The sequence below is a fragment of the Thauera sp. K11 genome (genome assembly GCF_002354895.1).
GTDB lineage: Bacteria > Pseudomonadota > Gammaproteobacteria > Burkholderiales > Rhodocyclaceae > Thauera > Thauera sinica.
Map to the genome: position 1 here is coordinate 2,483,496 of NZ_CP023439.1, position 25,385 is coordinate 2,508,880.

At 64.6% G+C, this 25,385-nt stretch carries 27 protein-coding genes; 10 read left to right on the top strand and 17 right to left on the bottom strand.

The annotated features are described in order from the left end of the window. The first annotated feature begins 23 nt into the window (after nt 1-23). On the top strand, nt 24-929 hold the full coding sequence (locus CCZ27_RS10845) for a LysR family transcriptional regulator (RefSeq protein WP_096448085.1): 906 nt from the start codon (nt 24-26) through the stop codon (nt 927-929). Between the two features lie 246 nt (nt 930-1,175). Continuing rightward, nucleotides 1,176-2,009, top strand: a complete 834-nt coding sequence (locus CCZ27_RS10850; protein ID WP_096448087.1) for a transposase — start codon at nt 1,176-1,178, stop codon at nt 2,007-2,009. Between the two features lie 49 nt (nt 2,010-2,058). On the opposite strand, the gene CCZ27_RS10855 is transcribed toward CCZ27_RS10850, so the two are convergent. Both CCZ27_RS10855 and CCZ27_RS10860 read right to left on the bottom strand, forming a co-directional pair. Beyond that, entirely contained in the window at nt 2,059-2,511 is a 453-nt protein-coding gene (locus CCZ27_RS10855; RefSeq protein WP_096448089.1) for an H-NS histone family protein, read from the bottom strand. Nucleotides 2,512-2,628: 117 nt separating this feature from the next. Then, nucleotides 2,629-2,883 carry a hypothetical protein gene (locus CCZ27_RS10860; RefSeq protein ID WP_157748543.1) on the bottom strand — a complete coding sequence of 85 codons (255 nt, stop codon included), beginning with the start codon at nt 2,881-2,883 and terminating at the stop codon, nt 2,629-2,631. Between the two features lie 454 nt (nt 2,884-3,337). On the opposite strand from CCZ27_RS10860, the gene CCZ27_RS10865 reads away from it, so the two are divergent. Both CCZ27_RS10865 and CCZ27_RS23515 read left to right on the top strand, forming a co-directional pair. Then, a complete protein-coding gene (locus tag CCZ27_RS10865) occupies nt 3,338-5,200 on the top strand; it encodes a DEAD/DEAH box helicase (RefSeq protein ID WP_096448093.1) in 1,863 nt (620 codons plus the stop codon). Between the two features lie 16 nt (nt 5,201-5,216). After that, the gene (locus CCZ27_RS23515) at nt 5,217-5,447 is read left to right on the top strand and encodes a hypothetical protein (RefSeq protein ID WP_157748544.1); all 231 of its coding nucleotides are present in this window, start codon (nt 5,217-5,219) and stop codon (nt 5,445-5,447) included. 470 nt (nt 5,448-5,917) lie between these two features. Here the strand turns inward: CCZ27_RS23515 and CCZ27_RS10870 are convergent, their stop codons facing one another. The 11 genes from CCZ27_RS10870 to CCZ27_RS10920 all read right to left on the bottom strand — a co-directional run bounded on the left by CCZ27_RS10870 (nt 5,918) and on the right by CCZ27_RS10920 (nt 14,822). After that, entirely contained in the window at nt 5,918-6,982 is a 1,065-nt protein-coding gene (locus tag CCZ27_RS10870; protein ID WP_096448095.1) for a DUF932 domain-containing protein, read from the bottom strand. A 134-nt stretch (nt 6,983-7,116) separates the two neighbouring features. Then, complete coding sequence (gene radC / locus CCZ27_RS10875) at nt 7,117-7,710, bottom strand: RadC family protein (RefSeq protein WP_096448097.1); 594 nt, start codon at nt 7,708-7,710, stop codon at nt 7,117-7,119. A gap of 88 nt (nt 7,711-7,798) precedes the next feature. Next, nucleotides 7,799-8,239 carry a DUF3577 domain-containing protein gene (locus CCZ27_RS10880; protein WP_096448099.1) on the bottom strand — a complete coding sequence of 147 codons (441 nt, stop codon included), beginning with the start codon at nt 8,237-8,239 and terminating at the stop codon, nt 7,799-7,801. Between the two features lie 119 nt (nt 8,240-8,358). Then, nucleotides 8,359-8,694: a hypothetical protein gene (locus CCZ27_RS10885; protein ID WP_096448101.1), complete on the bottom strand. Its 336-nt coding sequence runs from the start codon at nt 8,692-8,694 to the stop codon at nt 8,359-8,361. A gap of 50 nt (nt 8,695-8,744) precedes the next feature. Beyond that, nucleotides 8,745-9,683: a PFL_4669 family integrating conjugative element protein gene (locus CCZ27_RS10890; RefSeq protein ID WP_096448103.1), complete on the bottom strand. Its 939-nt coding sequence runs from the start codon at nt 9,681-9,683 to the stop codon at nt 8,745-8,747. 2 nt (nt 9,684-9,685) lie between these two features. Continuing rightward, nucleotides 9,686-11,101, bottom strand: coding sequence for a hypothetical protein (locus CCZ27_RS10895; RefSeq protein WP_096448105.1), 1,416 nt, complete (start codon nt 11,099-11,101; stop codon nt 9,686-9,688). A gap of 18 nt (nt 11,102-11,119) precedes the next feature. After that, nucleotides 11,120-11,494 carry a hypothetical protein gene (locus CCZ27_RS10900; RefSeq protein WP_157748545.1) on the bottom strand — a complete coding sequence of 125 codons (375 nt, stop codon included), beginning with the start codon at nt 11,492-11,494 and terminating at the stop codon, nt 11,120-11,122. Next, nucleotides 11,491-12,033: an STY4526/YPO1902 family pathogenicity island replication protein gene (locus tag CCZ27_RS10905; RefSeq protein ID WP_157748546.1), complete on the bottom strand. Its 543-nt coding sequence runs from the start codon at nt 12,031-12,033 to the stop codon at nt 11,491-11,493. The genes CCZ27_RS10900 and CCZ27_RS10905 overlap by 4 nt, the downstream gene beginning before the upstream one ends. Then, nucleotides 12,033-13,340 carry a ParB family protein gene (locus CCZ27_RS10910; protein WP_096448111.1) on the bottom strand — a complete coding sequence of 436 codons (1,308 nt, stop codon included), beginning with the start codon at nt 13,338-13,340 and terminating at the stop codon, nt 12,033-12,035. Before CCZ27_RS10910 ends, CCZ27_RS10905 begins: the two co-directional genes overlap by 1 nt. After that, nucleotides 13,337-14,182 (bottom strand): ParA family protein, encoded by an 846-nt coding sequence (locus CCZ27_RS10915; RefSeq protein WP_096448113.1) that lies wholly within the window; start codon nt 14,180-14,182, stop codon nt 13,337-13,339. Before CCZ27_RS10915 ends, CCZ27_RS10910 begins: the two co-directional genes overlap by 4 nt. 61 nt (nt 14,183-14,243) lie before the next feature. Next, nucleotides 14,244-14,822 carry an RNA polymerase sigma factor gene (locus tag CCZ27_RS10920; RefSeq protein WP_096448115.1) on the bottom strand — a complete coding sequence of 193 codons (579 nt, stop codon included), beginning with the start codon at nt 14,820-14,822 and terminating at the stop codon, nt 14,244-14,246. Between the two features lie 323 nt (nt 14,823-15,145). Here CCZ27_RS10920 and CCZ27_RS10925 point away from each other — a divergent pair, with 323 nt between their 5' ends. The 5 genes from CCZ27_RS10925 to tcmP all read left to right on the top strand — a co-directional run bounded on the left by CCZ27_RS10925 (nt 15,146) and on the right by tcmP (nt 19,588). Next, complete coding sequence (locus CCZ27_RS10925; protein WP_096448117.1) at nt 15,146-15,622, top strand: helix-turn-helix transcriptional regulator; 477 nt, start codon at nt 15,146-15,148, stop codon at nt 15,620-15,622. Between the two features lie 223 nt (nt 15,623-15,845). Then, nucleotides 15,846-16,298, top strand: coding sequence for a LexA family protein (locus tag CCZ27_RS10930; RefSeq protein ID WP_157748547.1), 453 nt, complete (start codon nt 15,846-15,848; stop codon nt 16,296-16,298). A 36-nt stretch (nt 16,299-16,334) separates the two neighbouring features. Next, nucleotides 16,335-17,081 (top strand): DUF5131 family protein, encoded by a 747-nt coding sequence (locus tag CCZ27_RS10935; RefSeq protein ID WP_096448121.1) that lies wholly within the window; start codon nt 16,335-16,337, stop codon nt 17,079-17,081. An 8-nt stretch (nt 17,082-17,089) separates the two neighbouring features. Then, on the top strand, nt 17,090-18,364 hold the full coding sequence (locus CCZ27_RS10940; RefSeq protein ID WP_096448123.1) for a three-Cys-motif partner protein TcmP: 1,275 nt from the start codon (nt 17,090-17,092) through the stop codon (nt 18,362-18,364). 39 nt (nt 18,365-18,403) lie between these two features. After that, nucleotides 18,404-19,588, top strand: coding sequence for a three-Cys-motif partner protein TcmP (tcmP, locus tag CCZ27_RS10945; protein WP_157748548.1), 1,185 nt, complete (start codon nt 18,404-18,406; stop codon nt 19,586-19,588). Nucleotides 19,589-19,715: 127 nt separating this feature from the next. Here tcmP and CCZ27_RS10950 read toward each other — a convergent pair whose 3' ends face one another. The 3 genes from CCZ27_RS10950 to guaB form a co-directional block, all read right to left on the bottom strand. Further along, entirely contained in the window at nt 19,716-20,975 is a 1,260-nt protein-coding gene (locus CCZ27_RS10950; protein WP_096448127.1) for a tyrosine-type recombinase/integrase, read from the bottom strand. Between the two features lie 297 nt (nt 20,976-21,272). Continuing rightward, nucleotides 21,273-22,838 (bottom strand): glutamine-hydrolyzing GMP synthase, encoded by a 1,566-nt coding sequence (gene guaA / locus CCZ27_RS10955; RefSeq protein ID WP_096448130.1) that lies wholly within the window; start codon nt 22,836-22,838, stop codon nt 21,273-21,275. A 74-nt stretch (nt 22,839-22,912) separates the two neighbouring features. Then, on the bottom strand, nt 22,913-24,376 hold the full coding sequence (gene guaB, locus CCZ27_RS10960; RefSeq protein WP_096448132.1) for an IMP dehydrogenase: 1,464 nt from the start codon (nt 24,374-24,376) through the stop codon (nt 22,913-22,915). 79 nt (nt 24,377-24,455) lie between these two features. On the opposite strand from guaB, the gene CCZ27_RS10965 reads away from it, so the two are divergent. Beyond that, complete coding sequence (locus CCZ27_RS10965; protein WP_096448134.1) at nt 24,456-24,944, top strand: DUF4124 domain-containing protein; 489 nt, start codon at nt 24,456-24,458, stop codon at nt 24,942-24,944. A 118-nt stretch (nt 24,945-25,062) separates the two neighbouring features. On the opposite strand, the gene CCZ27_RS10970 is transcribed toward CCZ27_RS10965, so the two are convergent. Further along, entirely contained in the window at nt 25,063-25,383 is a 321-nt protein-coding gene (locus CCZ27_RS10970) for an RnfH family protein (protein WP_096448136.1), read from the bottom strand. Nucleotides 25,384-25,385 lie beyond the last annotated feature (2 nt).

Below are 25,385 nucleotides of genomic sequence, written 5' to 3' on the forward strand. Positions count from 1 at the left end.
CATGCAAATTTCGGGCGGTAAGGATGGACCTGCGTCATCTCAAATACTTCATCGCGGTCGCTGAAGAACAGAACATCGGTCGCGCCGCGACCAGACTTCACATCTCGCAACCGCCGCTGACGCGCCAGATCCAGCAGCTCGAAGAGGAACTCGGCGTCCGCCTGCTGACGCGCACACCAAGGGGCGTCGAGCTGACGCAGGCCGGCGCGCTGTTCCTCGAGGAGGCGCGCAACATCCGCGCCATCGTGGAGCAGGCCACTGAACGCACTCAACGGGCGGGGCAAGGCAAGCTCGGTCGCCTCGATGTGGGCATCTTCGGCACGGCGATTCTCGACGCGATCCCCAAGCTGCTGCACGCGTTCCGGCAGGCCTATCCCGAAGTGAGGATCGTGCTGCACACGATGAACAAGGGTGAGCAGATCGAGGCGCTTCGTCAGAGGCGGATCACGGTCGGTTTCAACCGAATGGTGGCACCGTTGCCGGATATCGAGACCAAGTTGGTCGTAACCGAGAATCTGCTGCTTGCGGTCAGCCACTCCCATCCGCTGGCAACGCAAAGCTCAGTGAGCTTCCCGGAGCTCAGGGAGCATCCTCTGGTGCTGTTCCCGACCGGAGCGCGTCCGAATTTCATCGACAAGGTCATGACGCTCTGCCATGAAGCGGGCTTCGAGCCTCAAATCCTACATGAGGTCAGCGACGCAATTACGGGCGTGGCGCTCGCCGCCGGCGGTTTCGGCGCGTGTCTCGTGCCGGAGTCGGCCACATCGCTAGCACTGCCTGGCGTCGTATACAGACCTCTCACCGAGCTTCCGCCCAATTCGAGAGTCGACCTCAGCTGCATATACAGAAGAGATGACCGCGCCCCCATTCTGGAAGCCTTCCTCGGTGTCGTTGACGACATGCGCGACAGCATCACGGCGCGGGCTTGAGGGACTGCCGCGCAAGCGTGCGTGCGGTTCTCAGCGCCCCAAGTCCTTCGCAGACACCCCACCAATACCCCAGTTAGCCTTCGGTACTTCGGTAAGTAACCGGTCACTGAGCGGCGTCCTTCTCCAGGCTCCGTGCGCGCGGAACAATCCCTCCCACATTCATCCTAAAAATCTCAGTTGGTGATGTGCAGCTTGCTCGAACCGCTGGCAGGCTATGGGTTTGCTGTTGATCGAGGGAGTCACCCGATGGGTGAGTCGAAATTGAAGCATTTGCAGCGTGAGGAAATGCGTTTGTCGTGTGCCGGGGTGCAGACGGCGGGCGGTCGCGTGCGGGTTCGCTGGGAGACCGACAGTGCGGCCACGCCGATGGGGCAACTGGCCTACTTCATTGAATTTCTGACACTGACCGGGTTGTGGTCGTGTTGGCAGGATCGCTGCCCGCTGTCGTACTCGAGCCCGAACGCACCGACCAAGGCCGATGTGCTCGGTACCTGGCTGCTGTCGATTCTGTCGGGGCACCGGCGCTACTCGCACGTCACGACGATCCGCTGCGATGGGGTCAATCCGGGGCTGCTGGGGATGAACAAGGTGATCAGCGAGGACGCGCTGCGCCGGGCGCTGGTGGCGATTCCCGAAGACAAAGGGGTGAGCTGGCTCGACGACCACCTGCGCCAGAGCACCGCGCCCTTGCTCGATGTGCCCTGGATTCTGGACATCGACACGACGATCAAGCCGCTGTACGGCAAGCAGGAGGGGGCGGTCGTGTCGTACAACCCGAAGAAGCCGGGCCGGCCCTCGCATAGTTATCACACCTACCTGATGGCCGGGCTGCGCCTGGTGATGGGGGTCGAGGTCAAAGCGGGCAACGAGCACTCGGGCAGTCACACCTTGCCCGGCTTGCTCACGATCCTCGATGAACTGCCCGCCCATCACAGACCGAAGATGGTACGCGGCGACTGCGGGTTCGGGTCGGACGGCATCATGCGCGAGCTCGAGACGCGCGCACAGCCCTACCTGTTCAAGCTGCGCCTATCGAAGAACGTAAAGCTGTTGGCGCAGGCCTTCGGAAGAATGAACTGATTTCCCGCTTCCGGGCAGGCAGTGTGGCGCGTTTGCGCGTGACGGTGACTTACGCCGCAGCGGGGGCCTTGGGCACCGGTTCGGCCTTGGCGGGGGTGATGGCCAGCGCACCACGGCGTCCCTTGTTCGCCACGGTCGCGGCGTTCTCCAGAGCAGTAATGCTGCCGCCATTGGCCACCCAAGCTTCGAACCATCCCGGTTTGCGTCCCCGGCCCGACCAGGATTGTTCGAGATTGTTGGGGTTGCAGTACTTGGCTGGCAATGGTTTCTTCTTCGCCGAAACGGACTTTGCGGTGGGACGTCCCCGCTTTGCGGCCGGGGCGATCGTGCCAGCGTCACGGCCCAGCAGATCTTCCAGGCTGATGCCTTCCTCCTGGGCAAGCTTGCGCAGACGCTTCAGCAGGGATGCCTTAGTGTCAGTTTCGCGCTTCTCGATCTCCTTGGTGATGCGCGTCTGGAGTTGCTTGAGCTGGGGGAGACTGTAGTCGGCAAGGTTGGTCATGAAGAGGGCTCGTTCGAAGGATCGGCACCTGTGTGCCACGCCCGTATGGTACCCGCGTCATTTCGTAACTACGTCTTTGGTCGTAGAGAAATCGGTGATGGACGGCGTGATCAGCATTCATCGCCATGACCATTGGCCGTCCGGGACGACCAGTACCAGTTCGCTGCCGAATGTGCCCTCGATACGCAGTTCGAGGTGGTTGTCTCGATGCAGATAGGCTTTCGCCGTCAACGCATCGAGCAGGCCATGGCTCAGCTGGACGGACGGCTGGGCACCGAGCCAGGGCAGGCTGCGCCGCAACGCCGCGCCCGATGCAAGCAGCGCGGCTTCGTCGAGTTCGACAAGCGCGATGTCCACAGTGCGGCAGGTCACGTCCTTGCTTCTCGCTGAAGGCTGTACGAAAATACAGTTTAGCAGGAGCGTATGCGATGAAACAACCGACCCACCTCACCTGTCCGGCGTGTCACGCCCCTGTGGCGCTTGAGCGCTATGAGCGTGTGGCTGGCGAGGGAGTCGAGGGTTTCGTGTGTCCCGAGTGCGATTCGATCCTCGTATGCTGCAACGCTTACAGGGCTGCCTCAGCCGGGCATAGCGAGGCCACGCCCCAATCGGTCGTTCATCTTGCGCCGAGCGATTCCCCTTTGAGTCTCCCCACAGAGCCGCTCGCCCTTTCGCGTAATGAAGTCGAATGAGAATACGTGTTCGACCGGGTTGCGGCCATACTCGCCGACGAGGCGTCCGCGGTGTCGCCGTCGCCCCTTGTCGATCGTGATCTTGTCTTCCGCCCGTAGCTGAGCAACTATTTGTTAGTTTTCTCAGTTTTTCTGTGAACCTACAGCAGTCGTTCTTCCTCGACTCGGATTTCTCGATCGAAGGGAACGACCATCTGCGCGATCCTCAGCGTGACGGCTACCTACGCACGTACGAGTTCTTTCGCGCAGGCAAGAACAAGGCGATCCTGCAAATTCCGGTCGGCTGCGGCAAGACGGGCTTGGCGTCACTGTTGCCGTTCGGACTGGCGGAGGGTCGCGTCATCGTCATCGCACCCAACCTGCAGATCAAGGACGGTCTTTACGAGGCGATGGACATCACCAACCGGCAGAAATGCTTCTGGCGGAAGGCAGGTGTCCTGACCAATGACCAGATGCTATCGGGCCCGTTGGCGTGCACCTTGGACAGCGGGAACATCTCGATTGCCACGAAGTCCCACATCGTCATCACCAATGTCCATCAACTCGCGACCAACGTCGACAAATGGCTGACGCAGTTCCCGGATGACTTCTTCGACATGATCATCGTCGACGAGGCGCATCACAGCGCTGCCGATAGCTGGCAAAAAGTCATCGAGCGGTTTCCGAAGGCGAAGGTCATCCTGCTCACAGCGACCCCGTTTCGCAGCGATCGCCAGGAGCTTGACGGTGAATTGGTGTTCCGTTACCCGTTCCGCAATGCCACGCTGAAGGGGTACATCAAACGCCTGAAGGCCAGTTATGTGGCCCCCTCGACGATAGAACTCGGCTTCTCCGACAGTGGCGGTCGTTCCTATACGCTGGACGAGGTGCTGAAGCTCAAGGAAGAGGTGTGGTTTAGCCGCGGCGTAGCGCTGGCGCGCCTGTGCAATCAGCACATCGTCGATAGCAGCCTGCAGAAGCTCGAAGAGCTACGGCAGAGCGGCACACAACACCAGCTAATCGCGGTTGCCTGCTCCATCAATCACGCGAAAGAGATCCGGTCGCTCTATCAGGAACGTGGATTCAATGCCGCTGTCATCCATAGCAACCTGATGGAAGAGGAGAGGGCGGCGATTCTGGCCGCCCTGCGCAATGGCACGCTCGACTGCATCATCCAGGTTCAGATGCTGGGTGAAGGATTCGATCACCCGAAACTGAGCGTAGCAGCCATTTTCCGCCCGTTCCGGTCGCTAGCGCCCTATATCCAGTTTGTCGGTCGCATCATGCGCGTCGTCGTCCAGAACGACCCGGCTCACCCCGACAACGTTGGCCATATCGTGACTCATTTGGGAATGAATCTCGATGAGCGGCTGAAGGAATTCAAGCAGTTCGAAAACGACGATCAGGCGTTCTGGGACAAGGTTATCGGCGGCGAGGAGCCGGAACTGCCGCAAGCTGCGCGCGATGGCACGACACGGCTTCGCGCCGGCGACCAGGTGGTCGTGCACGGGGAAATTGTCGATTCGCTGTGGGAAGAGGATTTCACGTCGGTCGAGGACGCCCAGATCATCGCTGACCTGCGCGACCGCATGAAGCTGCTGGGGCTCGACGACAGCAAGGTCGAGGAATTGGTCCGAGCGGCGCAAAGGACGCCGCTACGGAAGGGGTCCGCGGCGGAACCGTTCGCGGTCCAGCCGCAGCGCGAATGGGAAGAAGCACGCAAGCGCCTACAGGAGCAGGCGAAACGATTGGCGAACATCCTTCTGAACCACGTCGAGCTGAAGCAGACCGGCACCGAGATGGTTTACAGGTACCAGATGGGCCTGACCGGCAAGAACAACTACGTCTGCGCGTTGATGATGGTGAACAAGGAAATCGAGAAACGCCTGGGCAAAGAGCGATCAGCAGCCACCACCGAAGACTTCCGGAACGTGCTCGACAACCTGGAAGAACTGTTGCAGGTCCTGGTCAGGCGAGTACGCAAAGCGAAGGCCGACTATGAGAAAAAGCAGTCCTAGAGGTCCAACCCCATCGTTGATCGGCGGAGCCAACGGCCGCCCGAAGCGCGTCGATGTCGGTAAGCTCAGCCATTGCTATCGCTGCAATAAAGAGTTGCCGAAAGGCACGAGCTGCATCGAGATTCCGCAACTCGGGCAGGCCTACTCGACGTCACGTCGGGTTTGCGATGAATGCTTCGAGCGCATTTTGACCAAAACGGAAGACGATCTGGAAAAGATCCGCGAGCTGCTGCCGGCGGACCGTTAACCTCTAAGCGAGAAGGTAGCGAGCAGGCTCGGCATCGTGCGGATTCGTCGAGGTCGTCACCGGCCGCTTTCGGCAGCAGGCGTCACCCTTTTCACCTTTCTGGGTCGGATTGACCGTCGCAGATCAGTCTCGACCAGTCGCTCAGGATGCCGGCCCGATGGGCAGTTCATGGCCGATCAGGAACACCCGCGAGTGTCGGCAGCGGGCGGCGACAGCCGCCCCGCCGGGGCGAGTGGCCATACGTAGGGAGGCATGTGAACTGAACTCCGCCGCCAAGGCGCCGAACTGAATCAGCGCGAGCCATGATCTCCGCAGGTGGATCCACCGAGCGATCGCCGAGGCAGCCGTCAGCACTGCTGACAGACGAAAAAAGTGCCCGGGCAGTCGTGAGGCTGCACCGGGCGAGGAGGAGGACTTCAATCAGGGGCAGCAGTCCCGAAGCACCGCCGACGGCAGTGCTTCGGGGGTTCTCAGGCGGCGTGGGCCAACTCCTTCCAGTCGCCAGGGGCCAGCTCGATGAGCTTGCCGCCCAGTGCCTCGAGCTCGGTGGCACGGTCGTAGTCGTCGACGTCCTGCGAGAAGTGCGTGACCGCGTTGACCAGACCATAGGCACTGAGATCGCCTTCAACGATGAGGTGCCGCAGCACGCCGGCACGCTCGGTGTCGTTGAGCGTGTAGCGGTTGGCCAGCACCTCGACTGACTTCACCGGGTCGCCGGTCAGACGGATGTCGCGCGTCTTCTGCAGCTTCTGCGCAACCTGGCGGAACGTGGCTTCGGAAACCGCAGCCTCGACCACATCCCGCACCTTCAGGAAGAAGGCCCGGTCGTCTGCGGCCAGGGTGTCGTCCCTGAACACATTGACCGACTCCGCTTCCGTGGTCAGCGAGCGCCCGACATGCGTCTTGCGCAGCGCGTGGTCCGATGCGATCAGACCGTTCTTGCACACCAGCCGGTAGATCAGCGGCTGCACCGACAGCGTGCCGCAGCCGACCTCCGAGTTGGTGATGACGATGCCGGCCTGCACGATGTCGCCGGGGGCGACCTCGAACTCGACGCGGGGCGTGATGACTTTCAGATACATCTTCGTCTCGGTCAGCTCGACCGACTCGAAGCGGGCCCCTTCCAGCCGCTGCAGGATCGGCAGGACGTTCTCCGCAAGATCGAAGTTGTCCAGCCGGCGATAGCGGTCCGATAGCACCGCCCTCACCTGCCCGTCCAGCGTGCGGATCATCCGGCGGTCGCCGTCCGATTGCAGCCAGGTGTTGACGTTGCGGTCGAGCAGTTGAGGCTGCTCGGTGCGCATGCGCTCGAAGTAGGCGAACGGGATCTTGAGCTTGTCGGCGAGCTGCCGACGCGCCAGACCCGTGACGCCGTACTCGCCGTCTCCCTGGCGGGAGTCGACGATCAGCTTGAGGCTGCCATCCTCATCGGTACGGCACTGCAGGAAGGACGAAGGCACGACCAGGTCGCGCTTCGAGGAGATCTGGCGCTCGAGTTCACGGGCCAGGTCGACGAGGGAACGTCCGCTCTTCATGGTGAGACTCCAGAGAAGTTGCAGGAACGGCCCCCCGCCATGCGGGGTTGCACATCCCCGCTGGGGTGAAGAACCGGACCGGGGAATCCCGATCCGGATGGGAAGCGCGACGGGTGTCGCGCAGGGTTCACGGGCTACAGCAAACCGCGTTCGGCGAACGAGGTGGCGTTGCTGCCTGCGATCACGATGTGGTCGAGCACACGGATGTCGACCAGGGCCAGCGCGGAGCGCAGCGACTGGGTCAGGAACTCGTCGGCCCGGCTGGGCTCGGCGACACCCGACGGGTGGTTGTGCGCCAGGATCACCGCCGCAGCGTTCAGCGACAGCGCGCGCTTGACCACTTCACGCGGGTACACGCTGGTCTGCGTGAGCGTCCCCCGAAACATTTCCTCGGGCGCGATGACCCGGTTCTGTGCATCGAGGAACAGCACCATGAAGACTTCGTGGTCGCGCTGGGCCAGCATGATCCGCAAGTAGTCGCGCACCGCGGCCGGTGAGGCCAGCATGTCCCGCTCGCGCATCGTCTCGGCAAGCGCACGACGGACCAGTTCCCTGGCCGCCATCAGCTTCGCTCCGACGGAGGACGGCGGGACTTGCTGCGCTACGTCTGCGTTCAGCAGCCGCGACAGGCTGCCACTCGCGTCTTTCAACAGGTTCGCTGCCGTTCGGGGTCCCACCAGCGTGCTGAGCAGGGCCGCGTCCGACATCGACTCGATCGGTCGACACATGGAGTTCTCCTTCGTATGACGAATGGGGAACTCCTCCCCCAGGGAGCGAGCTCCCCGGGGGATGGATTGAGACTGACAGTGCCGGCGGTCAGAACGGAACGCTCTCGCGTTCCTCCGCGCGCGCCGGTTGCGGCACATCGATGGGTTCGCCGTTGACCTTGGCGAACTTGATGCGCAGCAGTCGGCCCTTGATGCTGACGCCCGGCTGCCCCTTCCTGTCGCCCTTCTCGAAGGTGAACATTTCGGGATAGATGTCGGCGATCCGGAAGCCGATGATCACGGCCTTGTCGGCCGCGACATCGTTTTCCAGGCGCTTGACGATCGCCTGAGCGTCAGCACCGCTGACACGGCAGTCGAACTTCGTGTAGCTGACGTCACTGTCGCTGCCGCGGAGGGCAGCCACGGTGCAGGCCAGGAACTCCTGGCCCTTCTTCGGCTTCACGGTGCGAACACGATTGAGATAGCCGACGCCTTCGACGTGCAGGTTGAAGAACGACGACGGGCTGCTGGCTTGGGATGACTCGGACATGATGGCCTCCTATGACATGGAACACATGAAAATGGGGAGACCGTCCCCAGTACGGGGATGGGACTCCCCGGCTGGGTAGAAGCACTGACGAAATCTCCGGGCCTTACGGCCACCGGTTCTCAGGAGATCTGACCGGTTTCGAGCGATGCGTAACGGGCATCAACCGGGCTGACACAGCCAGCGAGAGACTCGGCCTGACCCGCGGCAATTGCCGGCGTGTTCCAGGGATCGATGCGGGATGCTGATCCCTCGTCCGATCGGAATGCAACTGCAATGCGGACACGGTCGAGCGGCTCGCCGCCGCAATTGCCAGCGAGCGTGATCTCGACGAATGCGCCATCCGCCCCGGCGGCGCAGAGGCGCGTGACAGCGACGCGATAGCCGCGGAATGACAGCTGCGCGGCACCGTGCAGCGTGGCGACGGCGAGCGCCTCGCGCGCAAGCACGCAAAGCATCGCCCACTCCGGCGCACTGGGGTGCCGTGCCGGCTGGCACAACCCCGTCGTCACAGGAGCTGCCCTGCCGACGGTGGCGGCGGCTCGGCGTCCGCGCTGAGCGAGACCTGCTGCATCAACCGCAGTTCCGCCGCGGTCGGGGTGACGCGCCGCTGCGAGTGCCGCGGCACCTCCTCGCCGGTGAACACCTTGCGCGGGAGTTCACCGAACAGCGCCACCGCGGCGCGCACGCGCTGCCGAGCCGCTTCGTCCGCGCCCGGTAGGAAATCGCGCCGGCTCAGCGGGAGCATTTCCTCGCGCAACAGGTTGCGCTCCCAGCGGATCGGCTCGAGGAACAGCGCGCGCAGACCGCGGCCGATGGCGCGGATCTCTGCCCTGCCCGCCTCGTCGCTCATGCGGTCCTTGAGGACGAGGGTCTTGACCATGCGCACGTGGTAGTCGAACTCGACGATCGCCTCGGCCGTGGCGTAGCCATACGGACTGCGAAACCCCAACTCCACCGTGACCGGGCTGCGCGACGCGAGCACCGACAGCGCAAGCCCTCGGCGGCGAAGTCGCTCGAACTCGGCCTCCCGCGCTTCGATGACCTGGCCCATCTGCGAACGGATGCCGGACAGCGACTGGTAGACGCGAATCAGGATCCAGTCGGCGTAGGGGTTGTCGTTCGCCGACAGGTACCAGATCGCCTTGAGCACCGCCGCGAAGCGCCGCCCGCCCGGAATGGCCGGTGCGTTGCTGGCCGGATCGGCGGCGCGGCCGGTGAACATGCGGTACGCGTCCTGCGTGTGCAGGGTCATCGCATCGGGTGTCTCATCGACGAGCTGGCCCAGCGACGATCCTGCGGGCCGTGCTGGCGCCGCAGGCGCGGAGATGGCTGGCGCGGGGTCGAGCACCGGACCGAGTGAGGACGGCGCGTCTTGTGCTGTCATGGCGGACTCCGTGTTGACGTGTTCTGGCATCGACGGGGCGGGGGCGCGCGGTGTGCTCATGGTTACCTGCCGGTGTTCATGCGCGTCTTGAGCTCGCCAAGCATCTGCCTAACCTTCTCGCGCTGCGCGCGAGCCCTGGCCTGGTACTCGGGCGTGGCGCGTTCGGCCGCGAGACGCCGTTCCTCGGCTTCGCGTTCGCGACGCAGAGCGGCCTCCTTCTGGCGCTGCGCACGCGCGGCCGCCACGCGGAGACCGAGCTCCGGTATGAAGCTGCCAGCGCCGGCGCGCGCGATGAGCCCGCGCAGGTACGCGACCGGACTGCTGCGCACGCCGCCCATCTGCAGCCGGCCGGCAAGCTCGTCGAGCAGAGCCTGGGCGTGTTCGCCGCAGGGGCGAAGCAGCACGCGTGCTGCCTGGCGCTCGTCCGGCAGCATCTGCTCGGGGAAGATCAACTCCCCACCACCATCCACGGCGGCCGGCGCAGGCGTCGGCGAGCCAGTGTTCTGTGGTTGTAGTGATTCACCTGTACTGTGACTCATAAGAAGAGCGGCGCTTTCGGGTGAACCGTGTTCGCGGGTCGGGCCGAACTGTCGTGGCGGATTCGGCGTGGCAAGGCTGCGGGGATGCCACAGTCTTGAATCGCTCTTCGGTGAATCGTTGGCTGCGCCAACGTCACGCTCTGGATCGACGCCGCGCAGGTCGGTGGCCCGTGCCGATGAGACATCTTCGGTCAGCAATGTCAGCAGGCAATCGAGCCTGATGCGCGCCACCAGGCTCGGCGGAATGCCGCGCAGGCACTCCTCCCAGAGCCCGGCACGCACGAGATCGCGCCGCGCCGTTTCCTGTTCGCGCCGCGTGAGACCGAGCTCCTCAAACCAGCGCGCGGCCGAGCTGACGATCCACTGATCCAGACGACGTCGAACCTGCAGCCGCGTGAGGTGCAGCGCGCGCGACAGCATCAGCCCGCCGTGCACGCCACCCGCGACCTCGACGAGCGTCCGATGGAAGGCCACCGACGGACCGAGCAGTTCCGCAAGCACGAGCCGGTCGCTCCAGTCGACCGCCTGCGGATGGCCAGCAATCCGATCGGCGAGCCGCGCGCCGAGCTCGTCCAGCCTCAACCTGAAGTGCAGCCGGGCGGGAATGCCGATCCGCTGATCGTCCAGGAGCGCGAGATTGCGCAGCACCTCGCGCGCGCTGGCCTGTTCCTTCGGCGACAGTCCGGTCTCGATCGCCCACTGCTCCGTCGTCTTGTGGAACCAGCCGCCGTTCCGGGCGATGTCCCGACCGTGGCGCGTCCAGTAGATCGACTGCGACAGCAGGAGCGACGCCTTGACGCTGGACGTGAGATCCACCAGCCGCCGATGGAAGGCGATGTGACGGCCCAGCAGCGACCAGATGACGGAGAGCGGCGCGGTATGGTCGTCGCCAGCCGCCGCTAGTGATTCATCGTGCTCCCGGCGCGCGTCTTCAGCCACGGCTGCCTCCTCCGGCGCTCACCGGTCAGCCGCCCCGGCATGGGCCTGCAGCGCGCGCCAGACAGCATCCGCGCGGACGCGGAACCAGAGCTTGGCCGGCATGCCGACCCGCCGCTCTTCGAGCAGCCCCGAGCGGCGCAACGCGCGGCGCGCGGTCTCCTGCTCCCAACGCGAGAGCCCGGTCTCCTGTGTCCACTGCTCCTGGGAGCGGAGGAACCAGCCGTCGGCAGAAGGCTCCAGCGACTGGCTGGTCCAGATCGCCTGCGAGAGCATCAATGCCGATGTGACGCCACCGGTGATCGGCACCAGGCAGCGATGAAAGCTCACCGGAATGTCGAAGACTTCGAGCAACAACTGCGGCGTGATGCCGAGGCTCTCCATGCGAGCGTTCATTCGTCAGCCTCGAACTCGCGGACGACCGCCTCCAGCACGGCGATCGGGATGTGCTGGAACTCCTGGTGCAGCCGGTAGTAGCGAACGCGGGGCGACGGATCGGCGATGGCCCGCCACGCCTGGTAGATGCGCTCGCGCGTCGCGTAGTCGGGCAGCGGCACGCGACCCGCCGGGCGCCGGGCACCGATGTCTCGGCGGCGCTTGAGCGTCAGCTTGCGGCGAAGCTTGAAGAGCGCGCTCATCAGGTGCGTGGACGCACCGTGCCGGATGAAGTACGTCTCCAGCGCCTTGGCCTCGTTGACGAGAGCCACCGCGCGCAGCCCCGCTTTGAGGGCCCCGCCGTCGAAGGTGACGCCAATGGTGAGGCTGCGCATCGCGGCAAGTCGACTGAGATCGACGGCCGAGAGCTGCCGAAGGTGGGCCAGCTGCTCCATCTCGATGCCGGCCGCGTGGAGCTCGTCCTGCGCGGCGTCGGCCAGGCGCACCGTGACGTGATTGAGGAGGACGAGCCGCACCTGGGCGTCTTGCAGCGGCAGCATCACGCTGCCTCCGAGGCAGAAGCCGCCTCGCCCGCGATGCCGGGCGGCCGGCGAAGGCCGCCCGACCGCCTGGCGCAAGCCAGCAACTCCCAGAACGCTGTGGCCGACGGGTCGTCGGGATCGACGAGCCATTGCAGGAACGCCGGCGCCGCCGTGTCCATCGGCGCCGCATTCGGCTCGAGCTGGCCGAAGAGCGCCGCGAGCAGGCACCAGGCGCGATGGCATGCGGGGTCTTCCGCGTCACCGTCGTTGAGCGTCGCGATGCGCAAGCCGGCGGGGGATTGCGGTTCCGGCTGAATCACGTCGGAGATGCCGACGGCGTCCGCAAAGCGCCTGGCACGCGTCAGCAGTTCGTCCACCTCCGCGCCATCGACGGAGGAGCCGGCCACCGGCGCCGACGGGTTCACCTGGGACTCGCTGTCGCCCTTCGACCTCAGTGCCAAACGTAGCGACTCGACGGGTTCGCCGAGGTGATGGGCCAGGCCGACTTCGCAGGCCTCGCAGGTGGTGGCGACGCTGAACGTGCCGGTGTGCGGGTACTGCTGCGCGATGCGTCGAAAGACGGGTTCGAACACCTGCGCGTAGAGGTCGTCTTCGGAGATAGAGCTCCGCGCCTGGGCGTAGCGCCTCAGCGCGTTCAGCCGCGGCTGCATCGTCTTGACGTCGAGGCCAGAGAGATCCGTCACTGCTTCGCCGAGGGTTCGCAACCGCTCGGTGGCGAAGAGATGGAGACCGAGAGTCGCGGTGTTCACCGCCAGGCCCAACGCGTGGAGCGCGTCCTCCAGCGGCCGCAGCGTCAAGGTGCGGCCCTGCTCCGCTTCCAGGCGGGACTTAAGCGCGACGATGCCGCACGCCTTGTCCCAGAAGGTCATCTCGCCGCGCTGCTCGTTTTCGATCAGGTGCGCGGTGAGGACGTGGCTCTCGGATCGCCACGGCCGAAACAGCACCACCAGCTTGCGGAAGCGCGGATCGCGCGTCTCGGTCCACAGTTGCCGCAGCGCGAGCAGCCGCGTGTTGCCTCCCGCCTCGACGATGAAGTGCGACTCGCCGGGGCGGCGGGTCACGGTGAGCGGACTTCGCAGGCCGCTGGTGCGGATCGACTCCTTGATGTCGTCGAACTTCGCGTTCGTCGCGCGCCGCGGGTTGTGCTCGTAGGGCTGGATCTCGTCGACCGCGAGCTCGATCTGCGATTCCGCTCGCGGGTCGATCTGGCCGGCGAGATCGCGGGCGTTGTTGCCCGGGTTTCCGACGCGCAACGACTCCGCCACCAGTCGCCGCCGCTCGTCGACCGACACCTTGCCGCTCATGCCGATCGTTCCTCGGCAGCGGAGTCGCCGGCGTGAACGCCCTGGAGGCTGGGAATCAGTTCCCAGGCGAGCTGGTGCATCACCGTGGACGCGCTCGGCATGACGCCGTCCCTCCGAGGCTCGTGCCGGTGCACCGGGATCCGCAGAGTGGCCGCCTCCTTGTAGGCCTTGGCGTGCGGCACGACGGTGTCGAGCACCGACACCCTGCCCTTCAGGCGGATGAAGTCCTCGCGGATGCCGCTCGCGATGAGACGGGCGTCGGCCGTGCGGTCCTGCCGGTAGATCACCGCCTTCACCGGCCCGAGCGTGGCGCCCAGGGCGCTGCCCGGCTCCAGCCGATCCAGCAGCTCCATCGTGCCGTCCTTGAACTCGCGCGCGGAGAGAACCTCCGGCGTGATCGGCGAGACGAGGATGTCGGCAGCCATGAGGGCCGCGTCCTGCAGAGGGCCGATAGCGCCCTGCGTGTCGATCAAGACGCAGTCGTAGGCGTTCGCCACGACGGCAGCCTGCAGTGCGAAACGCAGCCGGAATCCGCGGTCGATCCGGTTGAGCAGCCAGTTGGGGAGGTGTCCCTCGGGATCGTCGGACACGACGATGTCGAGATTCGGAAAGACCGTCGCCGTGATGCACGCAGCGGTGACCTCGCCGCGCAGGATCACCTCGGTGAGGCCGGCCGCCGGCTGCGCTGCCGCCAGCGGGAAGTACTTCGACAACGAGGGCTGGACGTCGGCGTCGACCAGCAGGACGCGCAGCCCCATGTCGGCCAGCAGGGCGCCGAGGTTGGCCGTGAGCGTCGTCTTGCCGACGCCGCCCTTGGTGCTGGTGATGGTGAACTTGATCATCGATTCCGTGCCGATTCAGGTCGGTCCTCAGGCATACGGAATCGCGTCGAAAAGTGTCGGGCTACTCCTTCAAATAGTCGCCAAGCCCCTGATCTGCGAACACCCGACGGATGCGCTTGATCTCCTCGTACAGGGTGCCGCGGGGGATTTGGAGCCGCTCGGCGGCCTCTTTGATCGACAGCCCTTCCTCGCCGAGCATCTGGCACAGCTGCCGCTGGACCGGCGTCAGCCGAGCCAGGGCGCGGCCGATGTCGATGCGCGCGTGGTGGCGGTCGACGGCACCGGCCTCGTCCTGCTGGGTCGACTCCTCGTCGGCCAGCGTCAGGCCATCGTCCGAGCCGTCGAGCGCGGCATCGAGCGACAGCGCCTCCTGCTCTCCGGCGCGCTTGTCGGCCGCCCGCTCGCGGATCAGATCCGTGAGCTTGTTGCGGATGACCTGCGCCATGTAGCCCACGGGAGGCGCATCAGGATCGGGCGCGAGCTTCCGTCGCACCACGATCCAGTGCGCCAGGCACTCCTGCATCAGATCGTCGAACTCCTCGCGCGCGAGGCTTCGAGACCGCCTCCTGAACTCACCCACCACCTTCTTCGTGACCGCGATCTCCCATCGCTGGAGACCCTCTCCCGCCTTGAGCACCATCTCTCTCCCCGTCGGTTGCCTGACGGGGAGGTGATCGAGCGGGCGCTAGGGCAGAAAGAGCGACGAACGACCTAGGTCGAGCGCATAAGGCGGAAGCACTAGAGAAGCGCGTCCCGACACTTTTGGGTGGGATTCCGTATCCGGAGACCAAGGGCCTCGCGATAGGTGGCGAATGCCGGCGATCGATGACAAGAGGCGCCAGGACGCCGCGCGTGGGCCCCGAGGTTCGCGAGCCGCCGAGTCAGTGGCGGCGCGCGAGGTCGACGGTTCCGAGAGTCGGTCGGAGGCGCCGCGGTGGCCCCTGGACCGAGAACGGGGGGCGGATGAAACGCGGGAATCAGTTCACGGACGTGGCGCGGGCGGCCGGAGCCGGCGGGCCGCAGGCGACGCCTGCCGTACTCGACGGTGTCGTCGAAGAAGATCGCGATGCCGGCCGAAATGGCGCCGCAGCGCTTCGGCATGCGGTACGCGAGACCGAGCTGCCGAGCGCGTTCGACGCGCGGGCGATCCGGGATCTGTACAAAGCTGCGCCGACCGATCCGAAGGGACTGCGACGCACGATCCGCCGCAGCGAGCTACGTCAAATCGTCCCGCTGGCGGATTCGACGATCTACGAGCTGGAGCGCCGCGGGGAATTCCCGCAGCGGTTCTATCTCACGGCGCGCTGCGTGGTGTGGGACCTGGCCGAGGTGATGGCCTGGCTGCAGAGTCGGCGAGCGGCCGGGAGCATCGGGGTGAAGAAGGCGCCGGCGCCGGATGTTCGAAAGAGGAAAGGCCGGCCGATCAGCGCGAAGGGGTAAGACGACCAACAAAACAGCCCCATCAAGGCCTGACCGCCTTCCGCTGACACGTGTCGCGTGTTACTCTTGATTTCGTCACAAAATCATGCGGCCGCAGCCATCCAAATCTCGCCATGGTGGAACCCGACCGGGTGCCGGGCGAAAGGCCGCCTACGGCGAGCCCACCAAGACCATTAGAGTGCCGCACAGCCTCCTGCCCGTGGTCGTGGGGTACCTGGATGCTATGAAGCGCACGCCTGCTGGTACCGCTCACGGCGTAGACCTGAGGCCCATCGCGACAATTCGAGCCGTCGCTGTCGTGCCTGCCCTCGGGCGCCGAGTTCATGCTGGTAAACCCACTTCAGGCGACGACTACCAAGAAGATGCCGTCGACCTCGGCAGGCACCTGGTGCGCGACCCTAGCAGCACATTCGTCATGAAAGTCGACGGCTGGTCGATGCGGGACGCTGGCATCGCCGACGGAGACGAATTGGTGGTCGACCGTGGTGTGGCGGCTGAGAATGGACGAATCGTCATTGCCGACATCGACGGCGAACTGACTGTCAAACGCTTGAAGCGAACGGCCACCGGTTGGCTGCTGAAGGCCAGCAACCCCGACTTCGCCGATGTCCCCATCGGCGATAAGAATGACCTGCACATTTGGGGTGTCGTCACGCGCGTGCTACGCGCGGTGTAGACACCTGCACAAACCATTGAGAACTAGGAGGGCCTCATGTCGCAAGCAAGCCGAATCGAGTGGACCGAGGCGACTTGGAATCCGACCGTGGGTTGCACGAAGATTTCGCCCGGGTGCAAGCACTGCTACGCCGAGTCGATGGCCAGGCGGCTGAAGGCCATGGGCACGCCGGGCTACGAGAACGGCTTCAAGCTCACGATCTTGCCGGATCGCCTGGTGGAACCACTCGCGCGCAAGAAGCCGACGGTGTACTTCGTGAACTCGATGTCCGACCTCTTCCACAAAGGCGTGGATGACAAGTACATCGCCCAGGTCTTCGATGTGATCAGTCAGTGCCCTCAGCACACCTTCCAAGTGCTGACCAAGCGAGCGGATCGCATGGCCACCTTCTTCCGGACGCACGACGTGCCCAGGAACGCCTGGATGGGCGTCTCCGTCGAGGACCGCAAGTACGGCGTGCCTCGTATCGAGTGCTTGCGCAAGGTAGACGCGCGCATCCGCTTCTTGTCCGTCGAGCCACTGCTAGAAGATGTCGGCGAACTCAACCTAACCGACATTCAGTGGGTGATCGTCGGGGGTGAGTCTGGCCCGAAGGCACGTCCGATGAAACTGGAATGGGTCGAGAATATTCGCCAACAATGTGACGACCAGGGAGTGCAGTTCTTCTTCAAGCAGTGGGGTGGCTGGGGGGCAGACGGCAAACGTCGCTCCAAGAAGGCCAACGGCCGCTTGCTTGGGGGCAGGACCTGGGACGACATGCCAGCACTGACCGCCCACGTCTGAATAAACGCATGACGCTGAAACAGTACAACTGGAAAGACGGCCCCGACCTCATCCAGCAACACAGCGTCGCCAAGCACCGCATCCTTGAGGCTTACCTCGCGGCGTACTTCCGCACCCTCGTCAGCTCGCCGAACCAAGACGTTCTGAAACTGACGCTGGTTGATGGATTTGCGGGCGGCGGACTGTACGTTCACAACGACACGCGCGAGCCCGTCAAGGGTTCGCCCTTCATTTTCCTCGAAGCCACGCGCGAGGCCGAGTTCCTGATCAATAAGGACCGGCGCAAGCCCGTCCACCTCCAGGTCGACTACTTCTTCACCGAGGCCGACCGCCACGCGCACATGCACCTCGACAAGGTGCTGCGCGAAGCGGGCTACGGCGACAGGATCGGAAACGGCATCTACATCGACCACGCACGATTCCAAGACAAAGCCGACGCGATCATCGAGTTCATAAAGCGCAAGAGCCCACGCAACGGCCGCTCGATCTTCGCGCTCGATCAATACGGCTACAAGGAAGTGCCGACGCACCTGCTGCGCAAGATTTTTGCTGCGTTACCAAGCGCTGAGGTGATCCTGACATTCGGCGTCGACTCGTTCATGAACTTTGCCAGCGACGGCGACCAGGTCAAGGACCTGCTCAACGGCCTCGGCATACCGGACATCTTCGGCGGCCGATCAGTTGAGGAGATCAAGGCCTCCGACCGTGACTGGCGGCTCTTCCTGCAGAGTACGCTCTACCGTCGACTCGTCGAGAACAGCGGCGCCCGCCACTTCACGCCGTTCTTCATCCGCAATCGCGGTGGACATGGTGACTACTGGCTGATCCACATGTCCCAGCATCATCGCGCTCGTGACGTGATGACAGAAGTGCACTGGGCCAACAACAACTACTTCATCCACTACGGCGGCGCGGGTCTAGACATGTTCCAGATGGTCGGCTACGACCCTGTGCATGATGCGGACTACCTTCAGCAGTCGCCCTTAGGGTTCGAGTTCGACGATATCGCCCGGCGCGCAAGCATCGCTGCGCTCAACGAGCACATCCCGCGGCGTGTCTATGCAAACGACGCTGGAATTAGCTTCGGCGAGCTGTTTGCGACTACCTGCAACAGCTCTCCGGCGTCGGCGCGAATCTACCGCCAGTCGATCGGCACACTCCTCGATGAACAGGCCCTCGAGATCGTTGGAGCCGACGGCACCAAGCGCCGATCGTCTGCCCAAATCAAGGACAGCGACCAGATCATGTCGCCACCGCAGCGCACACTCTTCATGGCTGTCTGAGCCTTGCGCGGATAAACGTCGCCACGGGAGTCGCTGAACTTGACTTCGATCATTCCGGAGACGTACGAAGGGCGCGAGCAGGCTCTGGTGAAGCATGCGCTGCTCAAGAGCTACCTTGAAAAGCTTGTGCTCATCATCGGCATGAGCGCCAAGAAGGCAGGGCGCGCAGAGATCTGCTTCGTGGACTGCTTTGCCGGCCCCTGGGGCGCACCGGATGACGACCTTGAGGGCACGTCGATCTCCTTGTCGCTGAAGACGCTCGCCGCATGCAAGGAGAAGTTGGCAACGCTCGGCGTCGACGCCACGATGCGCGCCCTGTACGTGGAGAAGGACAAGGGGGCATTCGATCGGCTCGCGAGATATCTGGGTTCGAAGGCGCCGCCCTCGGTCGATCGGGCTTGTCTGCATGGCGACTTCGTAGACCTGCGAGGTGACATCCTGACGTGGTGCGGGTCGGGCTCCTTCACGTTCTTCTTCGTCGACCCCAAGGGCTGGAAAGACATCGTGATCGAGATGATGAGACCGTTGCTTGAACGCCCTCGGTCTGAATTCCTGATCAACTTTGCCTACAACTTCATCAATCGCACAGCGTCGATGTCAGTCTGGCAGGAAGCGATGGCGAAGCTGCTGGGGTCGACTGTGAACCTTGACGGCCTGCAGCCCGCCGAGCGTGAAGAGGCGCTCGTCAACGCGTATCGCAATAGCCTCAAGGCATGCGTTCCCGTTGGCCGCCCTGATTACCGGGCTCGGTCAGCCTACGTCACAGTGCTCGACCCCTTACACCGGCGAACGAAGTACCACCTCGTGTATCTGACCAGCCATCCAACGGGCATTGTCGAGTTCATGGAAATCTCCGAACGAGTGGACCTCGTCCAGCGGCAGGTTCGCGCTGCCAAGCAGATCGACGTTCGACAGCAAAGGACGGGCGTCGCCGACATGTTCGGCACGGACGCGCTGCCCAAACCGGCGGACGGTCGCTGCAGCCCCGATGATGTTGATGCCTTCTGGCGCCAGTATCTCGCAGCGGGCGAACGGCGTGTCGGAACTGCTGATTTCGCAGACATTCTTGAGGCCACGAACTGGCTTCCGGGTGAGCTGCAAAGCTCGCTCGTTCGCCTCGTGAAGGCAGGAGTCGTGCGCAATTTGGACGCCGATGCTTCGAGGAGGCGATCGAAGCCGCTTCACTTCGACAAGGCAGAACGCCTTCAACTCGCCCAGAGCTGACAGCAACCCGACGTACGGGCGGCCCTGCCAACGTCGACCTGATTGCTTCTGACGACAGTCGACCAGACCGCGTGCACCGGGAACGCGTCGTAGCAGCGTCCGCTCCCAAGAGTTGCGTCGAAGCCACTCATATCGGCGCTGCCGTCGTTACCACCTTCATCGTCGGTGGCAGCAGCGTCGGCGTGTGCGTCTTCCCCGCCACCCAGGCGTCGATCATGTCGGCCCACTCCTGCAGCATGTGACGTCGCTGCTCTGCGTACTCCGCCTTGTTGTAGACGCCGCGCGATGAGCGCCCGTCTTCGTGGGCCAGACACTTCTCGATCCAGTCGCTGTTGAAGCCGAGCTCATTCAGGATGGTCGAGCCAGTGCGGCGCAGGTCGTGCACCGTGAACGGCTCGAGCGGCAGCTTCGCTTCCTTTGCGCGCTCCGCGACGATCTGGGTGACCCGGTTCAGGGTCGCCTTCGACATGCAGCGATCGGCGTCGTAGCGCGAAGGCAGCAGGAACCTGGAGCCGCTCGCGCAGGTGCGCAGCGCCACCATGATGTCGAGTGCCTGCTGCGACAGATACACGTTGTGGGGCTTGCCAGCCTTCATGCGGCTCTTCGGGATCGTCCAGACGGCGTTCTCGAAGTCGACCTCGTCCCAGGTGGCCTCGATCAGTTCGCTCTTGCGCACGAGCGTCAGCAGGATCAGGCGCAGCGCCAGGCGGATGGTCGGCAGGGTTGCGGTGGCGTCCAGCACGCGGTGCATGACGCGGATCTCGGACGGCGACAGCGCGCGGTCCTTTGCGACGAACGTCGCGATCGACGAGGGGCCAACTTCGTCCGCCGGGTTCGGCGCCTTCTCGCCGTGCAGGGCTGCGAAGCCGAAGACCTGCTTGACGATGTCGCGCACGTGCACGGCGGTGGCCGGCGCGCCGCGCGCCTTGACCTTGGCGCACAGGTTGCGCAGGTCTTCCGGGCTGATCTCCGCCATCAGGCGGTTGCGGAAGGCCGGCAGGATGTCCCGGTCGATGATGCTCTTGCGCATCGACTTGGTGCTCTCGGCCATCCTGGCCTCTTCCAGCCAGCGTTTGGTGAACTCCTCGAAGGTCTTGGCCTCGGCCGTTCTGAGCTTCTCGCGCTGCTTCTCCTGGGAGGGAGATCGGCCTTCGGCGATCGCCTTGCGCGCTTCCACGCAGCGCTCGCGCGCCATCAGCAGCGAGATCCCGTCCTTGGACCCGTAGCGGCCGATCGTGAGCGTCTCCCGCCGGCCGTTGAGCCGGTAGTCGAGACGGAAAGTGATCGTGCCCTTGGGAGAGACGGTCACGTACATCCCGTCCCGGTCGGCGATCTTGTAGGTGGTGGCCTGGGGCTTGATGCCCCTGAGCGTGCCATCGGACAGCATCGGCGGTCCCTCCTCTCGGGGGGATTTTACCGTCACGATGATTTGGCCGCTACAACTTCGCTAAGTTCTTGTTCCGTATTATTTTTCGGCCTATTTTTTTACCGTCAACGACCCAAAAGCGCTGACGGTAAAAAATTCTGGGGGTGTCAGTGCCAGATCTTTACCGTCAGATTTACCGTCAAACTGGAAGGCATCACCCCGATAGATGTCGATAGACCCCGACAGACGTTCTCTATACAGGACAGGCACTTAGCAGAGATTTTCGATAGACCCCGATCGACCCTGAAAGACGCCGAATCATTCCCACTCAATCGTCGCCGGCGGCTTGCCCGAGATGTCGTACACCACCCGGTTGATGCCCCGCACCTCGTTGATGATGCGGTTGCTGACCTTGCCGAGCAGGCTGTGGGGCAGTTCGGCCCAGTGTGCGGTCATGAAGTCCTGCGTTTCGACCGCGCGCAGCGCCACCACGTATTCATAGGTGCGGCCGTCGCCCATCACGCCGACGCTCTTCACCGGCAGGAATACGGCGAAGGCTTGGCTGGTTTTGTCGTACCAGCCGGCGGCGCGCAGCTCGTCGATGAAGATCGCATCGGCGCGGCGCAGCAGGTCGGCGTATTCCTGCTTCACCTCGCCGAGGATGCGTACTCCCAGGCCCGGCCCCGGGAAGGGATGGCGATACACCATGTCGTGCGGCAGGCCGAGCGCGACGCCGAGTTCGCGCACCTCGTCCTTGAACAGGTCGCGCAGCGGTTCCAGCAGCTTCAGTCCCAGGGTCTCCGGCAGGCCGCCGACGTTGTGGTGGCTCTTGATGGTGTGGGCCTTCTTGCTCTTGGCGCCGCCTGATTCGATCACGTCGGGGTAGATGGTGCCTTGCGCCAGCCATTTCGCATTCGGCAGCTTCTGCGCCTCGGCCTGGAACACTTCGACGAATTCGCGGCCGATGATCTTGCGCTTCTGCTCGGGATCGGTGACACCATTCAGGTGGCCCATGAACTGTGCGGTCGCATCGACATGAACGACCCTGGCATGAAGGCGTCCGGCGAACATCTCCATCACCATCCTGCCTTCGTTCAGACGCAGCAGGCCGTGGTCGACGAATACGCAGGTGAGCTGGTCGCCGATGGCGCGATGGATCAGCGCCGCCGCAACCGACGAATCCACACCACCCGACAGGCCGAGGATGACCTCCTCGTCGCCCACCTGTTCGCGGATCTTCCGCACCGCCTCGTCGATGTAGCCGGGCATGTTCCAGTCGTGGCCGCAGCCGCAGATATCGTGCACGAAGCGGGCGATGATCTCCTTGCCCTTGATCGTATGCGTGACCTCCGGATGGAACTGCACGCCGTAGAAGCAGCGCGACTCGTCGGCCATCGCGGCGATCGGGGTGGATTCGTTGCTGCCGATCACGCCGAAGCCGGGCGGCATTTCGGTGACCTTGTCGCCGTGGCTCATCCACACGTCGAGCAGGCCGTGGCCTTCGGCGTTGACGCGATCCTCGATGCCCTCGAACAGCTTCGAATGCCCACGGGCGCGCATCTCGGCATAGCCGAACTCGCGCTTGGCCGAGCTTTCGACCTTGCCGCCGAGCTGGCTGGCCATGGTCTGCATGCCGTAGCAGATGCCGAGCACCGGCACGCCGAGTTCGAACACCGCCTGCGGTGCGCGCCAGTCGTCGGCTTCGTAGACGGAGTTCGGGCCGCCGGACAGGATGACGCCCTGGGCGCCGAAGCCGCGCACGAACTCGTCCGACACATCGAAGGGATGCAGCTCGCAATAGACCTGTTGTTCGCGCACGCGGCGCGCGATGAGCTGCGACACCTGGGAACCGAAGTCGAGGATGAGGATTTTCTGGTGAACCATGGCGCGAACGTCTCTAGCGTCAAGAAAAGGAAAGGCGGCCTCGCAGCCGCCCGGAACACGTCGGTGGAACGCGATCAACTGATCTGGTAGTTCGGCGCTTCCTTGGTGATCTGCACGTCATGGACATGCGACTCGCGCATGCCCGCCGAACTGATTTCGACGAACTCGGCGCGCTCGTGCATCGCCGGGATGTCGGCGCAGCCAAGGTAGCCCATCGACGCGCGCAAACCGCCGACCAGTTGGTGGATCACCGCGGCCACCGGCCCCTTGTACGGCACGCGGCCCTCGATGCCTTCCGGCACCAGCTTGTCGATGTTGCTGGTGTTCTCTTCCTGGAAGTAGCGGTCGGCCGCGCCCTTCTCCATTGCGCCGAGCGATCCCATGCCGCGGTAGGACTTGTACGAACGGCCCTGGAAAAGCACCGTCTCGCCCGGCGCCTCCTCGGTGCCGGCGAACAGCCCGCCCAGCATCACGACGTTGGCACCCGCGGCGATGGACTTGGCGATGTCGCCCGAGAAGCGGATGCCGCCATCGGCGATCATCGGCACGCCGGTGCCGGCGAGCGCATTGGCGACGTTGTCGATCGCGGAGATCTGCGGCACGCCCACGCCGGCGACGATGCGGGTGGTGCAGATCGACCCCGGCCCGATGCCGACCTTGACGCCGTCGGCGCCGGCATCGACCAGCGCGCGCGCCGCATTCGCGGTGGCGATGTTGCCGCCGACCACTTCGATCTGCGGGAATTGCTTCTTGACCCAGCCGACGCGGTCCAGCACGCCCTGCGAGTGGCCGTGGGCGGTATCGACCACGATCATGTCCACGCCGGCCTCGGCCAGGCGCTCGACGCGCTCCTCGGTGCCGGCACCGACGCCGATGGCCGCCGCCACGCGCAGGCGGCCCTGCTCGTCCTTGGCGGCGGACGGATGCTCGGTGGACTTCATCATGTCCTTCACCGTGATGAGGCCGCACAGCTCGCCGCTGTCATTGAGCACCAGCACGCGCTCCAGGCGGTGCACGCGCAGCAGTTCGCGCGCCTCGTCGAGGCTGGCCCCTTCGCGCACGGTGACGAGCCGCGCCTGCGGCGTCATGATTTCCGACACGAGCTGGTCGAACTTGGTCTCGAAGCGGGTGTCGCGATTGGTGACGATGCCCACGACCTTGCCGCCTTCCACGACCGGCAGGCCGGAAAAACGGTGCTGGCGCTGCAGCGCGATCACCTGGCCGACCGTCATCGTCGGCGGAACGGTGATCGGGTCCTTCAGCACGCCGGATTCGTGGCGCTTGACCTTGTGTACTTCGGCCGCCTGCTCGGCCGGGGTGAGGTTCTTGTGTACGACGCCGATGCCGCCTTCCTGGGCCAGCGCGATGGCCAGGCGGCTTTCGGTGACGGTATCCATCGCGGCGGATACCAGGGGGATATTGAGGCGAATGCGGCGAGTGATCTGGCTTTGCAGGCTCACGTCGCGTGGGAGGACCGTGGAGTGGGCGGGAACGAGAAGGACGTCATCGAACGTCAGCGCCTTCTGAATCACTCGCATGGCTTCTTTCCTTTCAACCAAATCCGTATTATACAGATGCGTTCCGTGCCGTGTAAGCGGCGTCACCCGGAGTTGATCGATGATACGCAGCGCCGCCGCGCTTCTCGCCTTCCTCGCCGCCCTGCCCGCGGCCGCACAGATCTACAACTGGAAGGACAAGGACGGCCGTGCGGTGTATTCGGACCTGCCGCCGCCCAGCGGCGAAGTGAAGGTGTTGCAGCCGGGCCGAACCCCGCCCCCGGCCGTGCCCGCCAACGGCGCCGCGCCGCCTTCCGCCGGCACCGCATCCGACACGGCAAAGCCCAAGTCCGTCGCCGACCGCGACCTGGAATTCCGCCAGCGCCGCACCGCAGAAGCCGAAACGCAGGCCAAGGCGGAAAAGGAAGCCGCGACGGAAACGGAGCGCGAACGCTTCTGCCAGCAGGCGCGCAGCCAGCTCAGCGCGTTGCAGTCGGGCCAGCGCGTCGCACGGCCGAATGCCGCCGGCGAACGCGAATTCCTCGACGACGCCGCGCGCGCGCAGGAAGCCGCCCGCCTGCAGCAGCAGATCGACCAGCACTGCCCCTGAGATCCATCCCCGCCGCCCGCCGGGTGCTGCCGCCGGAACGCTCCGGCGAGCGCCGAAGGCGCGACTTTCGTACGTCCCGGTCCGGTTCCGCGGGCCGTCCCCGACCTGTTCCCCGGAGCTATTCCCCGGCGAGCCCGCCGCCCTTCTTCGTAGTCTTGCCCTCGTCCGCGCGCTTCCTGCGCACCGCCTTGGGGTCGGCGATCAGCGGACGGTAGATCTCGACGCGGTCGCGGTCGCGCAGCACCGTGTCCGGCCTCGTCAGCCTGGCGAAGATGCCGAGCTTGTTGTGGCCGTCGAGTTCGATGTCCGGGTACTTCTGCAGCAGGCCCGACGCCTCGACCGCCTCACGTGCCGTCGCCCCCTCCTCAAGCTGAAGCTGCACCAGTTCCTGGCGCTGCGGCAGGGCATAGACGACTTCGACGCGGATGTGCCCGGCCATGA

Coding starts and splice junctions, on each gene's coding strand:
- CCZ27_RS10950 (WP_096448127.1), bottom strand. CDS start 20,975: ATGCTGTCCGATGGCACGCTCAGGGGCATCAAGCCCCAGGCCACCACC.
- CCZ27_RS10935 (WP_096448121.1), top strand. CDS start 16,335: ATGTCGCAAGCAAGCCGAATCGAGTGGACCGAGGCGACTTGGAATCCG.
- CCZ27_RS10940 (WP_096448123.1), top strand. CDS start 17,090: ATGACGCTGAAACAGTACAACTGGAAAGACGGCCCCGACCTCATCCAG.
- CCZ27_RS10920 (WP_096448115.1), bottom strand. CDS start 14,822: ATGGTGCTCAAGGCGGGAGAGGGTCTCCAGCGATGGGAGATCGCGGTC.
- CCZ27_RS10965 (WP_096448134.1), top strand. CDS start 24,456: ATGATACGCAGCGCCGCCGCGCTTCTCGCCTTCCTCGCCGCCCTGCCC.
- guaB (WP_096448132.1), bottom strand. CDS start 24,376: ATGCGAGTGATTCAGAAGGCGCTGACGTTCGATGACGTCCTTCTCGTT.
- CCZ27_RS10930 (WP_157748547.1), top strand. CDS start 15,846: ATGAAGCGCACGCCTGCTGGTACCGCTCACGGCGTAGACCTGAGGCCC.
- CCZ27_RS10850 (WP_096448087.1), top strand. CDS start 1,176: ATGGGTGAGTCGAAATTGAAGCATTTGCAGCGTGAGGAAATGCGTTTG.
- CCZ27_RS10970 (WP_096448136.1), bottom strand. CDS start 25,383: ATGGCCGGGCACATCCGCGTCGAAGTCGTCTATGCCCTGCCGCAGCGC.
- CCZ27_RS10870 (WP_096448095.1), bottom strand. CDS start 6,982: ATGAAGAGCGGACGTTCCCTCGTCGACCTGGCCCGTGAACTCGAGCGC.
- guaA (WP_096448130.1), bottom strand. CDS start 22,838: ATGGTTCACCAGAAAATCCTCATCCTCGACTTCGGTTCCCAGGTGTCG.
- CCZ27_RS10880 (WP_096448099.1), bottom strand. CDS start 8,239: ATGTCCGAGTCATCCCAAGCCAGCAGCCCGTCGTCGTTCTTCAACCTG.
- CCZ27_RS10915 (WP_096448113.1), bottom strand. CDS start 14,182: ATGATCAAGTTCACCATCACCAGCACCAAGGGCGGCGTCGGCAAGACG.
- radC (WP_096448097.1), bottom strand. CDS start 7,710: ATGTGTCGACCGATCGAGTCGATGTCGGACGCGGCCCTGCTCAGCACG.
- CCZ27_RS10900 (WP_157748545.1), bottom strand. CDS start 11,494: ATGAACGCTCGCATGGAGAGCCTCGGCATCACGCCGCAGTTGTTGCTC.
- CCZ27_RS10845 (WP_096448085.1), top strand. CDS start 24: ATGGACCTGCGTCATCTCAAATACTTCATCGCGGTCGCTGAAGAACAG.
- CCZ27_RS10885 (WP_096448101.1), bottom strand. CDS start 8,694: ATGCTTTGCGTGCTTGCGCGCGAGGCGCTCGCCGTCGCCACGCTGCAC.
- CCZ27_RS10890 (WP_096448103.1), bottom strand. CDS start 9,683: ATGAGCACACCGCGCGCCCCCGCCCCGTCGATGCCAGAACACGTCAAC.
- CCZ27_RS10910 (WP_096448111.1), bottom strand. CDS start 13,340: ATGAGCGGCAAGGTGTCGGTCGACGAGCGGCGGCGACTGGTGGCGGAG.
- CCZ27_RS10925 (WP_096448117.1), top strand. CDS start 15,146: ATGAAACGCGGGAATCAGTTCACGGACGTGGCGCGGGCGGCCGGAGCC.
- CCZ27_RS10855 (WP_096448089.1), bottom strand. CDS start 2,511: ATGACCAACCTTGCCGACTACAGTCTCCCCCAGCTCAAGCAACTCCAG.
- CCZ27_RS10905 (WP_157748546.1), bottom strand. CDS start 12,033: ATGCTGCCGCTGCAAGACGCCCAGGTGCGGCTCGTCCTCCTCAATCAC.